Genomic DNA, 14,926 nt, shown 5'->3' on the forward strand with positions numbered 1-14,926 from the left:
ACACTATGCGCCCCGAGTTGCCTTTGGTCTTCCAGACTTATCTTCCCCCGGCGGTCAGCTTTGATTTCTGTTTTCTGCAATTTTCGCACGACTTCCACCTCCAATTTTAGTGAGAATTATTATTGTTCAGCCCTTCGTTGCCATTGGCAACTACTATGGCCTCGGCTGACTTCTGTATCATTCAGCTAGACATCACTGCCTAGTTTGTTCCTGTGAAACTTTCCGTTTCTCTTGTCGGGAACGTATGATACAGACCTCCCCGGGTAAGAACGATAACTTTCGTGCCATGCAACCATTGACTTTACTGCGTACAGTTTCGAGTAGTATTGGACTTCAGTTTGTAAAGCAACCTTATCCACTGTAAACAGCCTTATAGCCACTTCTTATTCATTGGTTCAGCACTTTGCTTTAGACTTCCTTCAGATTCCGCCTCGCGGCGGACACCCTTGTCCTCATCTAATAGTTCCGACTACTACGGTCTATAATGGACTTTCACCATCAAGTCATCGCCCATGCCGGGCGCACTTTAAAAAAACACCTGCAGCCCAAGGGTTGCAAGTGTTTTTTTAAACGGCAGCTGACTTTTTGTTGCGGCTGACGATGAAACCAATGATAAAAGCGATGACTGCTGGCAAGACCCAAGACAAACCATAAGTTGCCAAAGGCAAGATGTCCCGGATCTGTAACAACCTGGTCACCCCACCGCTTTGGGCAATGGCCTTGGGGGCATTTTGCAGCCCATCTAAAATCGCCGGGATAATAGTGAAAATCACCGGTAAGCGATAGAACCAAGGATTGGTGATATGCATCAGCGGCGCCAAAATACCGGCAATGATCAAAGTCATGGCTAAAGGATAAATAAAGAACAATACCGGCATAGAATAAGCGATGATCTGGGTCAAGCCCACATTGGCAAAAATCATGGGCAACAAGCTAGCCACAATGATAATGACTTGATAAGACCAGCTGGGGAATAGTTCCTTAAAGGTTTCCCCAAAGGACGTGATCAAGCCAATGGCCGTCTTCAAGCAGGCTAAGATGACAATAGCCGCTAATAAAATACTGCCTAAACTATGGAAGTAATAATTGGCGGTTTGGGCCAGAATCACACCCCCGTTGGCCGCCAGTGGGAATTTGGCCAAGCTCATGGTCCCCACGATGGTCATCAAAGTATAAATAATACCCATTAACACAATGCTCAAGACCCCTGAACTCAAGGTATCCTTGGCAATGGCCTTAGGGTCCTTGACCCCCAGGCCCCGAATAACATTAACCACCGTGATGCCAAAGGCTAAGGCGGCTAAGGCATCCATGGTGTTATACCCTTCGGTGAACCCACTGATGAAAGGCACACTCTTATAAGCAGTTTGGACGCCATGGTTTAAGCCCCCCATGGGTCTGAACAGGGCCACTAAGATAAAAATAACTAGGAATAATAAAAATAGCGGGGTCAGGAATTTACCCACGTAAACCATGATGTTGCTGGGTTTACGACAAAACCACCAGGCCAATACATAAAAAACCACACTGAAAATGGCCAAGGCTAAAACTTGTTGGTGTTGGCCCACAAAAGGCGCAATCCCAATTTGATACGAGGTGGTGGCCAACCGGGGCAATGCGAAAAATGGCCCAATGATCAAATACAGCAGGATTGTGAAGAAATAGGCGTAGATTTTGCCCACATGCTTGGCTAAATCAAAGACCCCTTCACTGCGGCTTATGCCAATGGCGGCCACCCCTAATAAAGGCAGCCCGATCCCAGTGACCAAAAAACCAATGATGGCCGGCCAGACATTGCGCCCGGCTTGCTGGCCCATGAAGACGGGAAAAATTAAATTTCCCGCTCCAAAGAACATCCCGAATAACATGGTTCCCACAAAAATACGGTTGCGTAAGGTTAATTTTTTCTCCATGTGTTCTCCTTTTGACACAGCATAATTACATGCATCATTATACCTAAATGTCCATAAAAATACACTTTAAACGTCACTGGCAGTGCGTTTAAAGTGTATTTCAGTTTATTTACGATAAGTATAAACACCTGATAAAGAATTACCTGGGTAATAATAAGCATCCACGTAAGTGCCATAGTAAGCCGCTGTGACCTTCAAGCGTTTAGACTTGGATTGGTTCAACTGAGCTAATACTTGGGCACTAGGTTTAAAAGTGGCCTGCCAATCTTTTTCATATGACCGGGTCTTCACTAATTTAATCGTTGGATTAATCGTCACTTTCTTGCCATCAATGGTGGCTTGATAGCGCAACGTTGGTTTGGTAGCTGAACGCAAGGTTTCAAAATTAACCTGCAAACTATTAGGGTGGGCCTTCAGCCAGCTGGCTGGCAGGTCTAAGTTAGGGGCTTTGGCCAGTTTCTTAAAGTCGTTCTTCTTGAACTTACCCGTACGCATGCCTTGGTTTTGAATTTCAAAAGGCACGGTTTGGCCGGCAAAAGGCGCTAACTTCGGCGCATCTTGGAGTAACTCCCCTTTTTTGCTGACGTTATAACCCACGATCACATTCAACTTCAAACTACGCTTGTTATGTTTCTCTGGCAAACTGATGTTGATATCTGGATAACGGACCAAATTATCAGTGCCGGCCAAAAGATCTAAACGAAACTTCGGCCCATGTGATAGGCCAAAGGGTGCGGTTAAATTAATGACGGTCCCCTTGGTCAAAGGCTTTGGCAACGTGGTTTTGTTGACGTAATCATAAGTCACCTGCCGAGAATTATCCACCACATACGCGGTGGCGGGGACATGTTTCTTCTGTTTAGTACTCTTAAAGGTCAAATTAGATTGCAAACGACTGCGGCCATAGTCCGTGAGATAAATATAGCGATTTTTACCAATCCGTAATTTCCCAGTCTTGGTAATGGTCGTATACATCTGGGCAATCCGCTGCCGTTCAAAGTGTTGTTTCACCATTTTAGTGGCTTTATAGGCACCGCCTAAAATGACAAAGGCCACAATGAAAATACCCAGTATTTTTGCAATCTGTTTCATAAACTTACTCAAAAAACTGCACCACTCTCGTTAAATTGTTTATTGTTCTTGATCCTTGTCTTTATTGTTGACGAAGATTTCAGAAGGCACGCTGATGAGGTAATAATCTTCAGCAGAATTGCCCACGTGCATCCCCAAGCCATTGATAAACGTTGGCCGATAAGTGCCGGATAGTTGGGCCACAAAAGCGGGCATATCCCGGCTCACTTGTTTAATGACCTTCTTCGGCCAAGGTAAACCCGCCCCATTGACGGCCAAAGGATCGCCTCCCGTGGCCACCCGGGCGTGATTAGAGTTGACTTCATAGCGAGCACCTTCTACCCAATATGTGAAATATTGGACGGGTTTTTTCCCATTACCATTTTGCACTTCAACGTAATACCCTTGGGCCCCATCGGTTTTTAAAACCAGGGGTTTATATTGATAGCTGAGTTTAACTTGGCTGCTATCCTTTAGATTAGGCACCCGTAAAAAGGTGGTTTGGACCATAAAAATAGCCATGGCCAAAAATACGACAACTTCCACAATATCCAAGCACAGATTACGCCACGTGAATTTCTTATGATCCTTGATGATCATCTTCAAATGCCGTTTGCGGGTGTTCAGTATTGTAAAAATCAACCAGGCCAGCACAATCAACCAAGCCAAAATGCCAATGAAATTCCAAGCAGACATAATAATACTCCCATCTTTGTATGACTAGCCATATTATACATGTTTCAGGCCTATATTGGAAACCGTGTTAGTCAATTAATCCAGAAATTCCGCCCCATACCGGTTTTGTAAATAAGTATGGATTTCTTCTAACATATGCCGAGTTGCTGGGGATTGGGCCTGGATTTTATTGACAATTAAACACAGCGTGCGATTAAAGGCTTCTGAAAATGGGTAGTGGTTCACCGCCCCGGTCAACTTCTGCAGGGCTAATTTGGGCAAAATCCCCAGGCCCAGGCCACTTTCTACCATTGAAAGGATAGATTGGTCATCAATGGAATACGAAATGGAATTAGGTGTGACGTTATATCGGTCTAAGGCTTGTTTGGTATCTTTATCATAGTCGCCTTGTTGCAAGATGAAGTTACGCTTGCCAATGTCGCTATCGGTGACGAACTTGCCATTTTCCGGCTGAAATTCCTTAGGGGTAATGCAATAAATGGGATCTTTGATCAATGGGGTCACTAACAGTTGATCCGACACTGGTAACGAAGAAAAGCCAATGTCAATACTGCCAATACGGACCTGTTCGGCGATATCGTTAAACGTACCTTGAATCAATTGAATTTCGATTTGCGGATATTGCTTATGGAAACTGCGAATGATATCTGGCAACCAATTGATACACACACTGCTAAAGGCCCCAATGCGCACTAAACCTGCATTCAAGCCCTTGATATCATTGGCTTCTTGGACCAGGCGATTTTCGGTATTTAAGATTTGTTGGACAATGGGCAAGATTCGCTGGCCATCGGCCGTTAATTGCACCCCGGTCCGGTGGCGAATGAAAATGGGAAAGCCCAGATCCTTTTCCAATTGATTGATAGAATGGCTCACGGCACTGGGGGTCACATTTAAGACCTTCGCCGCCGCAAAAAACGTCTTTTTTTTAACAACAGTTGTGAAAACTTCATAAGAAAAACTAGCCATAAAACCCGTCCTTACTGTATTGTGAATTTTCTTCATGTAATTATGAAAAAGTTGAATTTTACTGTTTATGAAAACCAGTATATCATAATCACTAAGAAATCAAAGAACAAATCAAAAAACTTTTTCAGGAGTGTGGATAATATGTCAAAGAAAAGATTAGCAAGTCGCGTTCAAAGAACTGCCCAATCCGGTTTGGGTAATATTTTTGCCAATGGCCAAACCGAGTTGATCAGTTTCGCGGCGGGGCTACCGGATACCGGCTCTTTTCCCAAGGCGGCTTTGAAACAAGCTTTTGATCAAGTTTTCGACAATGATAATGGTGAAACTTTACAATACCATGATAGCTTAGGCTTGTTACCTTTAAGGGAAAAACTGGCTGACCGCTTGACCAAACAAGGCACACCTACAAAAACCGCTGAACTCATGTTGACCCAAGGGGCCCAACAAGGCATCGACTTAGTGGCTCGCTTGGTTTTAAATAAAGGCGATGGCTTGGTGGTGGAAGCCCCTACTTATATCGGGGCCTTGGCTAACTTCGATGCTTACGAACCTACTTATCATGAAGTTAACATGGAACCTGATGGCATGAACATCACCCAATTGCAAAAAGTCTTGTTGCAACATGACGTGAAATTAGTCTATACCATCCCCGATTACCAAAATCCCACGGGTGCCGTGATGTCTTTAGCTAAACGCCAAGCTTTGCTTGAACTAGCCAACCGCTATAACTTCATCATCTTAGAAGACTCCCCTTACCGGGAATTGTGCTACAATGGCCACTTATTACCAACTTTGCGCAGTATGGATACCGAAGGTCGGGTCATTAGCCTAGGTAGTTTCTCCAAAATTTTAGCCCCTGGCCTGCGTTTGGGCTGGTTGAACGCTGATGCTGAGTTATTCCAAGACATCGTGGCTTTAAAAGCTGGCCTAGATGTGGAGACCCCTAACTTGATCATGCAAGGGGTCAACACTTACCTAGATACCAACAACTTAGATGCGCATATTCAAAGCATCAACAAGGTTTACCAAGAAAAAATGACCTTCATGTTGCAATGCTTACAACGGGAATTACCCGCTGGGGTCACTTATACCAAACCAACCGGTGGCTTCTTCATCTGGCTCACTGTCCCTGACAACATCGACTTAGGCCAACTGTTAACGGATCGCATGTTGCCAGAAGGGCATGTGTCTTACGTCCCAGCTAAGAACCTGTACCCTTCTAAGGCCGTGCATAACCAAGCCCGGTTGAACTTCACCAATCCAAGTCTAGCTGACATCCAAACTGGCATCCACCGCTTAAGTGAAATCCTAGCTGACACCATTGCCAGTAAGCGGCCCAGCTATGCTTTTTCTAACAAATAGGCTTTAATCTAAACGGCACCAGCTCGTAAGCTGATGCTGTTTTTTTGGCTTTATCTACATTAAATAGGTCAAATCACTAGCTGCCGTGGGATAAGCAAAGATCATTTCTTGAATTTGGGTGTTGGATAGTTTCAAGTTCATGATTAAGCTGAACAGATTCAACAGCTGCTCGCCGGCGGTGGTGAAGGCCGCAAAACCCACCACTTGTTGGGTGGCCGTGGCCCGAATGATCACAGCTTGGGCCAGGGGATCTTTGAGGCGGTTATAGGTGTACCAATGGGTCAGATCTAAGGTGCTGATTTGGTAGGCTTTGGGATGGTTTTCCGCAGTTTGATAGGTCACCCCCACCTGGCTGACTTCAGCGGTGCCAAAGAGAATTTGAGGAATGACGGGATAATCGATGGCCTCGGTGTTTTGCCCGGTCAATAGCTGGGCTAAATACTGGCCTTCATAGGCAGCCACTGGGGTCAATTTCGGTTGGGGTTTAGCCATAACATCCCCTAAGGCATAGATATGGGGGGTGCTGGTTTGTAGGTGATCATCCACAGCAATGCCCCGTTTGGTCACGGTCACCCCACAATTTTCCAATTTCAGGGCTTCGGTATTGGCGATCCGCCCCACGGCAGCCACCACATAATCTGAAGACAAGATACCTTGGTCCGTGGTCAATTGATAACCACCTGCCTGTTTGGTGATGGCCGTCAGATTGGTGTTAAAGTGAAAGTGAATCCCGGCGCTGGCCATGCTTTCCACCAATTGGGTCACCAGGGGCGTGGGCCATTCTTTCAGGGGCTGGTCGTTATGGTGTAAAATGTCCACTGCCACCCCGGCTTGATTGGCAATATTGGCCAACTCCATGGTCACTAAACCCGCTCCCACGAAGGTCATGCGTTTGGGTAAAGCATCTAAATCTAAGAAATCGGTGCTGGTTTTGAGGTATTCTTGGCCGGGGATGTCCAATAAGCGGGGCCGCCGTCCCGTGGCTAAAATAAAGTCATCCCCGCTGATGATGGTCTTATCCGCCAGTTGCACGTGTTGTTCATCTAAAAAGTGAACTTGGCCATGATAGGTGGCAATCCCGGCTTGTTGCAGACCGTTTTCGGTTTCCTTGGGGATTTGGCGGGTGTACTGGCGTTTAAAGGCCATCAAGTCCGGCCAATCAATGGTGGGGACCCCCTTTAAGCCACTGCCTTGTAGATTAGTGGCCCGAACCTTGGCTTGAACAGCGGAATACAACATTTTCTTAGGATCACAGCCCCGGTTAGGACAGGTCCCGCCAAATAAGTCATTTTCAATGACCAACACCGACTTTTTATGGGCTACCCCATAAGCTGCGGCGGTGCCTCCCGGGCCGGCGCCAAAAATAATCACATCGTAATGCTTGTTCAATTCCAATCACCCTTTCATATTTAATGGTGCTAGCTTAATTGTAAACCGCTATTGTAAAAATGCAGTATCGTTGGCTCAAAAAAATTGAATTTGTGTTGTACCCATTCAGTTGTATAATGGTGGCTAGTCTTTTATTTGACCCTTGATACGGAGGTGGTATTGTTGTCCAGCACTGGATTTAGCCATTTTTTCACGGCCAATGCGAAGTTTTTCAACGCCTTGGGCCAACATATTTATCTAACCCTGATTGCCTTGATTTTAGCGATTATTATTGCCATTCCCCTGGCAGTCTTTGCTAGAAATCATCCCAAGTTTGCCAATGTGGCCTTGAGTGTTACCTCGATTTTGCAGACCATTCCTTCCTTGGCGGTATTAGGGATTTTGATCCCCCTGGTGGGGATCGGCAGTACCCCGGCGATTATTGCCTTGGTGTTATATGGGATTCTGCCCATCTATAGCAATACATACACCGCCTTGACCACCATTGATCCTAACCTTGAAGAAGCCGCTGAAGTTTTTGGCCTAACCAAATGGCAACGCCTGCACCGCATTGAATTGCCCTTGGCCAAGGCCAATATTTTAACCGGGGTCAAAACTGCCACGGTCTTGATCATTGGTACCGCTACCTTAGCCGCTTTAATTGGCGCAGGGGGTTTGGGGACCTTTATTTTACTAGGCATCGACCGCAACGACAGTAGCCTCACCCTCATTGGCGCGGTGGGCTCCGCCTTGCTGGCAGTGGGCTTTAGTTGGATCATCACCCAGTTTGGGCGCTTGAAGGCCAAGGGGATGTTGGTGGCCACTGGGGGCGCGCTGGTTTTGTTAGGGGTCGGCCTAGCTGCCCCTAAAATTTACAGTGCCACCCAACCCGAAAAAATCGTCATTGCCGGTAAAATGGGGTCAGAACCTGAAATTTTGATCAATATGTACCAAGATTTGATCTTGGCCCAAGATAAAAACGTCCAGGTCACTTTAAAACCAAATTTTGGCAAAACCAGTTTTCTGTTTTCCGCCTTGAAAAATAAGCAAATCGATATTTATCCGGAGTTCACCGGTACGGTTTTAGAAGATCTCCTGCCCCAGTCAGCCCAGCAATTGGACAATAAGTCCGCTGGGGCCATTTACCAACTAGCCCGGCACCAGTTAGCCCAAAAGGCCCAATTGGCCTACTTAAAACCCATGGCCTATAACAACACCTATACCCTGGTCACCACCAAAGCCTTTGCCAAAGCCCACCAATTGCGCACCATCAGTGATTTGCAACAGGTACAGCCCCCAGTGCACAGTGGTTTTGATTTGGAATTCATGAATCGCCAAGATGGTTATTTGGGCTTGGCGAAAAAATACCAGCTAACCTTGCACAATACTGACCTGGACCCCGACCTGCGCTATCAGGCGCTGGCAGCGGGGCAAGTGCAACTCACGGATGGCTATGCCACCGATGCCCAAATTCGCCAGTATCATTTGGTCACCCTAGCAGACAACCAACAATTTTTCCCCATTTACCAAGGCGCCCCTTTAATGACCCAGGCCTTTGCCAAACAACACCCGACAATCGTTGGACAGTTGAATCGCTTAGCCGGCAAAATTACGGCGGCGGACATGCAGACCCTGAATTACCAGGTCACCGTTGAAAAAATCAGTGCCGCTAAAGTTGCCAAAACCTATTTACAAGCCCATGGGCTATTAAGGAAGTGATTGGATGGCAGATGTCATTAACTTAACTCATATTTCAGTGAATTTTGACGGCCAAGCCGCCATTTCAGATTTATCTTTAAAAGTGGCGCCCCATGAGATTTTAGTCTTAGTGGGGGAATCCGGCGGGGGCAAAACCACGATTTTGCGAACCGTCAGCGGCTTGGTACAACCAACTAATGGTCATATCACCGTCAATGGGTTAGCCCTCAACGCCACAAATTTGCGCCAAATTCGCCTGAACATGGGCTATGTGCTGCAACAGATCTCCCTATTCCCTAACATGACCATTGGCCAAAATCTGACCTTGTTACCAGAAATCAAACATCAACCGAAAAAACAAACCCAGCAGCTCATCCAAACACTCATGGCGGCGGCCCAACTGCCCTTGGCCTATCTGAGCCAATACCCCAGTGAATTATCTGGCGGGGAACAACAACGGGTAGGTATCATTCGGGCTTTCTTGGGCCGGCCAGCACTGATTTTGATGGATGAACCCTTCAGTGCCTTAGATCCAGTCTCCCGGGAACAGCTGCAGGATTTGACCCTGGCCATTCATCACCGCTTCCATACCACGATTTTGTTTGTGACCCACGATATGAATGAAGCTTTAAAAATGGGCCAGCGTATTGGCGTGGTGAAGGACGGCCGGATTTTACAGTTGGGCACGCCGGATGACCTTGTCCGACGGCCCAGTGACCCTTACGTACAAACCCTATTCAAAGGCAGCGAAGCCCGGAAAACCGACAACATTTACATCCGTCGGCTTTTGTTGGCCGACTTCGGCCAAAGCCAGCCCTATCCGAATTTGCCCATCGTAACAGTTACCGGAGATACGCCGCTTGCGGCCTGTTATGCCCACTTAGCGGCCCAGCAACAATTAGCCATTACCCAAAATGGCCAAATTTTAGGTTACTTAGATGGCCCCAGTGTTTGGCGCTTTCTAGCAGCCAAAGCCCAAGCCTAGCCAGTTAAACAGGCGCTGTTCCCTTATTTTTAAGGGGACAACGCCTGTTTAATTTGAAACTTTACGAATTGATAACGACTACTTTACCAAAGCTAGTCTTTTGATCCAACGCCCCTTGGGCAGCTGCGGTATGGGCCAAGTCAAAAACTTGTACCGGCTGCACGTTGATATGGTGAGTTTCGATCAACTGCAGCAAGTCATTGATAGCCTGGGCATTAGCCGCCTCAGAACTGAAATGGGTCAAATAGGCCCCAGCGGGAATGCCGAAGGGGTCAAAATCGGCAATGGTCCAGCGGGCATCATCCATGCCGCTTAATTCGCCGGTGAAACAAGCATAACCCCCCACCTGCAAATGGGTCAAAGAATCCATCAGGGTATCTGGGCCCACCAGCTCTAAAATGGCGTCAAACTTGGCCGTTGTCTGCAAGTGCCGGTGGTCATCTAACACGGTGTCCTGAAAGCCTGCGCGTTGCATAATGGCAAATTTCTCGGGCTGACGGGTGCTGCCGGTGACTTGCAGGCCAGGTACCAGCGCTTGGGCTAATTGCATAGCCGCTACCCCCACGCCGCTGGTACCGCCTCTGACCAATAGGGTCTTGGCTTGTTGAATCTTCAGGTTCAACAAAGACCCATAGGCGGTATAGTAGGTTTCAGGCACCGCTGCCAGTTCTGGCCAAGACAACTGGGTATTGACGGGATAAATGCTGGCGTTGGGCAACAGGGCATATTCGGCATAGCTGCCGTCAAAGGCCCGGCCCATGCCGTGCATCAAACTCACGACTTTTTGTCCTACGGGTAATCTACTGGCATCGGTGGTTTGGGCAATCACCCCTACCCCCTCGATCCCTAAAATCCGGGGAAAGGTCACCGGGGAATACCCCAAGCGGGTAAAAATTTCGGAACGGTTGATGCCAAAGCCTTTGATCTGTACCAAACTCCAACCGGGTTTAACGGTAGGCGTGGGCACGTCTTTTAACTTTAATTGTTCAGGCCCACCAGGATCATCAATCACAATTGCTTTCATATGTGCTGCACTTCCATTCTTGTAAATTTTATCACAAGTACATCATACGCTTTCATAGGCCATTTTTTCATTGACTTTTTGTAAGTCCTGTGATTTATCCCTTATTTAGATATTTTTTAAAAATCAGACACTATATATTGTGTTTATCCCCTGAGCATGCTATTATAAATCTTGTAATCAATACGAACGCGAGCAGGTATTTTCAAGCCAAATGGTGCCACACACCGCGTTATTCGGAGGTAATATATATGAAAAATGTTGTTATTTATACTAAAAACGGCTGTATGCAATGCAAGATGACCAAACGTTATTTGAGTGAGCACCAAGTGGCTTATGAAGAAAGAAATATTAATGAAGACCCCCAATATGTAGATTATTTAAAAGAACAGGGCTTTAGAAGTGTGCCCGTCGTGATGGCTAAGGAACAAAGCCCTATCATTGGTTTCCGGCCTAGCGACTTAAAGGTTTTGGTGGGCTAATCTGGGTCTGTGTAAGTTAGATCTTGCAATGATGACGACATATCTGATGACGTCATCTATTTTTTTTCAGTTTTAACGTTAGATTGTCTGCAATATATTAGAAAGTGGTGCGTGCACATGAGTTTAAAAGAAATCAATATTAGTGATGTGTCCTATTTTAAATTAAACAACGAATTGAACCGGCCCGTGGACGGTAAAATTCCTTTAAATAAAGATAAAGAGGCTTTAGCGGCTTTTCTCAAAGAAAACGTTGAACCCAACACCAAACGCTTTGCTAGCCTCAAGGCCAAATTAGACTACTTAGAGGCCAATGATTATTATGAAACTGGCTTTTTGTCCAAATATTCGGATGAATTCTTAAATCAGATCCATGATTATTTGGCTGACCAAGACTTCACTTTCAAGTCCTTTATGGCGGCTTATAAATTTTATAACCAATATGCTTTAAAGACTGATAATGGGGAAGAATACTTAGAATCCTTTGAAGACCGGGTCATGGCTAACGCTTTGTACTTCGCCAATGGAGATGAAGCTTTAGCCTTAGACTTGGCGGATGAAATGATCCACCAACGTTACCAACCTGCCACCCCTTCTTTTTTAAATGCGGGACGCAAACGTCGGGGGGAATTCGTCTCTTGTTTCTTGATCCAAATGACCGATGACATGAACAGCATTGGCCGGGGTATCAACAGCGCTTTGCAGTTATCTCGCATCGGTGGCGGTGTGGGGATCACCTTGTCCAACCTGCGGGAAGCCGGTGCCCCAATTAAGGGCATCGAAGGTGCTTCTAGTGGTGTTTTACCGGTTATGAAGTTACTAGAGGATAGTTTCAGCTACAGCAATCAATTGGGCCAACGCCAAGGCGCTGGGGCCGTTTATTTAAACGTCTTCCACCCAGATATCATCAACTTCTTATCCGCTAAAAAGGAAAATGCCGACGAAAAGATCCGGGTCAAAACTTTATCCCTAGGGGTCATCGTCCCTGATAAGTATTATGAATTGGTCCGCAACAATGAAGACATGTACTTATTTAGCCCTTATTCTGTGGAACGAATCTATGGTGTGCCTTTCTCTTATGTGGATATCACCAAAGAATACGACAATATGGTGCAAAATCCTAAGATCAAGAAATATAAGATCAAGGCCCGGGATTTGGAAAATGAAATCAGCAAACTGCAACAAGAATCCGGCTACCCTTATATCTTGAATATCGACACCACCAACCGGGCTAACCCCATTGATGGCAAGATCATCATGAGTAACCTATGTTCTGAAATTCAACAAGTCCAAACCCCAGCTTTATTAAATGACAAACAAGAATTTGTTAAAATGGGCACCGATGTGTCTTGTAACCTGGGTTCCACGAACATCTTGAACTTGATGGCTAGCCCTGACTTCGGTAAATCCGTTCGGGCCATGACCCGGGCATTGACTTTCATCACTGATGAATCCAACATTGATGCAGTCCCAACCGTGGCCCACGGCAATAGTTTGAGCCACTCCATTGGGCTAGGGGCCATGGGGTTGCATACCTTCTTGGCTAAGAACCACATTGAATATGGCTCTGAAGATTCCTTGGAACTCACCAGCACTTATTTCATGTTGCTCAACTACTGGACCTTGGTTGAAAGCAATCAAATTGCTAAAGAACGCCATGAAACTTTCCATAATTTCGACAAGTCCAAATATGCCGATGGCACTTACTTCAAGAAATATACCGAAAAATCTTTTGCCCCTAAATCACCTAAGGTTCAAGCCTTGTTTGCAGATGTCTTCATCCCTGAAGAAAGCGACTGGGCTATCTTACAAATGGCCGTTCAAAAAGATGGTTTGTATCATCAAAACCGTTTAGCCGTTGCCCCAACTGGCTCTATTTCTTACATCAATGATACTTCTGCCAGCTTGCACCCTATCACCCGTTTGGTGGAAGAACGGACTGAAAAGAAAAACGGGAAACTCTACTTCCCAGCGCCATTGCTAGATAATGGTACCTTGCCTTATTACAAGTCCGCTTATGATACGGATATGCGCAAAGTTATCGACGTTTATGCCGCTGCCCAAGCCCATGTGGATCAAGGTATGAGTTTGACCTTATTCCTACGGGCAACCTTGCCAGAGGGCTTATACGAATGGAAACATGAACCCGAACAAACCACCCGGGACTTAAGCATTCTGCGCAACTACGCTTATTATCAAGGTATCAAATCCATTTACTACGTCCGCACCTTCACGGATAACTCCCAAGAAGTCGGCAGCAATGACTGTGAAAGCTGCATTATTTAACGCCCCGTTTTAAAAAAGAAAGGTTCGAATAAAAATTGGCAGATAAAACCTATTATAAAGCAATTAACTGGAACGCCATCGAAGATCAAATCGATAAATCCACCTGGGAAAAACTGACGGAACAATTCTGGTTAGATACCCGGATCCCTTTATCCAATGACTTAGATGACTGGCGCACCCTCAGTCCCCAAGAAAAAACCGTGGTGGGCCACGTCTTTGGTGGCTTGACCCTATTAGATACCCTGCAATCCCAGGATGGCATCGACCAACTGCGCAAAGATATTCGCACACCCCAAGAAATGGCCGTGTTCAACAATATCCAATTTATGGAATCCGTCCACGCCAAAAGTTATTCTTCTATCTTCAGTACGTTGAATACGTCTGAAGAAATCGATGAAATCTTTGACTGGACCAATAGCAATGAATTCCTGCAAAAGAAAGCCGAAATCGTCAACGATATCTATCAAAACGGCACCCCACTGGAAAAGAAAATCGCCAGTGTGTTCTTGGAAACCTTCTTGTTTTATTCAGGTTTTTATACGCCATTGTATTATTTGGGCAATAACAAGTTGGCCAATGTAGCCGAAATTATTAAATTGATCATCCGGGACGAATCCGTCCACGGGACTTATATTGGCTATAAATTCCAATTAGGCTTCAATGAATTACCGGAAGATCAACAAGAAAAACTCCAAGAATGGATGTACGATTTGTTATACAAATTGTATGACAATGAAGAAAAATACACCGATATGTTATACGGCGATATTGGTTGGACGGAAGAAGTTAAGACCTTCTTGCGTTACAATGCCAACAAAGCTTTGATGAACTTGGGTCAAAATCCCCTGTTCCCCGATACCGCCGATGATGTGAACCCTATCGTGATGAACGGCCTATCCACTGGGACAGCCAACCATGACTTCTTCTCCCAAGTAGGGAATGGCTATTTATTAGGCCATGTGGAAGCCATGAGCGATGATGATTACAATATTGGTTTACACAAATAAAGCATAACTATTGAAATACGCCCCATGAAGTTCAGGTTGAACCTGAACTTCATGGGGCGTATTTTTATCAC

At 45.8% G+C, this 14,926-nt stretch carries 12 protein-coding genes; 6 read left to right on the plus strand and 6 right to left on the minus strand.

All coding sequences use genetic code 11. From position 1 onward, the window contains the following. Window positions 1-566: 566 nt before the first annotated feature. The 4 genes from brnQ to FC83_RS10360 form a co-directional block, all read right to left on the minus strand. Complete coding sequence (gene brnQ / locus FC83_RS10345; RefSeq protein WP_035456066.1) at window positions 567-1,913, minus strand: branched-chain amino acid transport system II carrier protein; 1,347 nt, start codon at window positions 1,911-1,913, stop codon at window positions 567-569. Between the two features lie 105 nt (window positions 1,914-2,018). Next, window positions 2,019-3,005, minus strand: a complete 987-nt coding sequence (locus FC83_RS10350; protein ID WP_035456064.1) for a hypothetical protein — start codon at window positions 3,003-3,005, stop codon at window positions 2,019-2,021. Between the two features lie 39 nt (window positions 3,006-3,044). Beyond that, the gene (locus FC83_RS10355; RefSeq protein ID WP_035456062.1) at window positions 3,045-3,680 is read right to left on the minus strand and encodes an LVIS_2131 family protein; all 636 of its coding nucleotides are present in this window, start codon (window positions 3,678-3,680) and stop codon (window positions 3,045-3,047) included. Between the two features lie 75 nt (window positions 3,681-3,755). Then, window positions 3,756-4,649, minus strand: coding sequence for a LysR family transcriptional regulator (locus FC83_RS10360; protein WP_035456060.1), 894 nt, complete (start codon window positions 4,647-4,649; stop codon window positions 3,756-3,758). Between the two features lie 141 nt (window positions 4,650-4,790). Between FC83_RS10360 and FC83_RS10365 the strand changes: the two genes are divergently transcribed. Beyond that, a complete protein-coding gene (locus FC83_RS10365) occupies window positions 4,791-6,011 on the plus strand; it encodes an aminotransferase-like domain-containing protein (RefSeq protein WP_035456058.1) in 1,221 nt (406 codons plus the stop codon). Window positions 6,012-6,065: 54 nt separating this feature from the next. On the opposite strand, the gene FC83_RS10370 is transcribed toward FC83_RS10365, so the two are convergent. Then, on the minus strand, window positions 6,066-7,400 hold the full coding sequence (locus tag FC83_RS10370) for a dihydrolipoyl dehydrogenase family protein (RefSeq protein WP_035456055.1): 1,335 nt from the start codon (window positions 7,398-7,400) through the stop codon (window positions 6,066-6,068). A gap of 162 nt (window positions 7,401-7,562) precedes the next feature. Between FC83_RS10370 and FC83_RS10375 the strand changes: the two genes are divergently transcribed. After that, a complete protein-coding gene (locus tag FC83_RS10375) occupies window positions 7,563-9,098 on the plus strand; it encodes an ABC transporter permease/substrate-binding protein (RefSeq protein ID WP_057002747.1) in 1,536 nt (511 codons plus the stop codon). A 4-nt stretch (window positions 9,099-9,102) separates the two neighbouring features. Further along, on the plus strand, window positions 9,103-10,062 hold the full coding sequence (locus FC83_RS10380; protein WP_035456052.1) for an ATP-binding cassette domain-containing protein: 960 nt from the start codon (window positions 9,103-9,105) through the stop codon (window positions 10,060-10,062). 61 nt (window positions 10,063-10,123) lie between these two features. On the opposite strand, the gene FC83_RS10385 is transcribed toward FC83_RS10380, so the two are convergent. Continuing rightward, window positions 10,124-11,086: a zinc-binding dehydrogenase gene (locus tag FC83_RS10385; RefSeq protein ID WP_035456050.1), complete on the minus strand. Its 963-nt coding sequence runs from the start codon at window positions 11,084-11,086 to the stop codon at window positions 10,124-10,126. Between the two features lie 248 nt (window positions 11,087-11,334). On the opposite strand from FC83_RS10385, the gene nrdH reads away from it, so the two are divergent. The 3 genes from nrdH to nrdF all read left to right on the plus strand — a co-directional run bounded on the left by nrdH (window position 11,335) and on the right by nrdF (window position 14,855). Then, the gene (nrdH, locus tag FC83_RS10390) at window positions 11,335-11,565 is read left to right on the plus strand and encodes a glutaredoxin-like protein NrdH (protein WP_035456047.1); all 231 of its coding nucleotides are present in this window, start codon (window positions 11,335-11,337) and stop codon (window positions 11,563-11,565) included. Window positions 11,566-11,682: 117 nt separating this feature from the next. Then, complete coding sequence (gene nrdE, locus FC83_RS10395; protein ID WP_035456046.1) at window positions 11,683-13,848, plus strand: class 1b ribonucleoside-diphosphate reductase subunit alpha; 2,166 nt, start codon at window positions 11,683-11,685, stop codon at window positions 13,846-13,848. Between the two features lie 35 nt (window positions 13,849-13,883). Further along, window positions 13,884-14,855, plus strand: a complete 972-nt coding sequence (gene nrdF / locus FC83_RS10400) for a class 1b ribonucleoside-diphosphate reductase subunit beta (protein ID WP_035456043.1) — start codon at window positions 13,884-13,886, stop codon at window positions 14,853-14,855. Window positions 14,856-14,926 lie beyond the last annotated feature (71 nt).

Source organism: Agrilactobacillus composti DSM 18527 = JCM 14202 (genome assembly GCF_001436375.1).
GTDB classification, from domain to species: domain Bacteria; phylum Bacillota; class Bacilli; order Lactobacillales; family Lactobacillaceae; genus Agrilactobacillus; species Agrilactobacillus composti.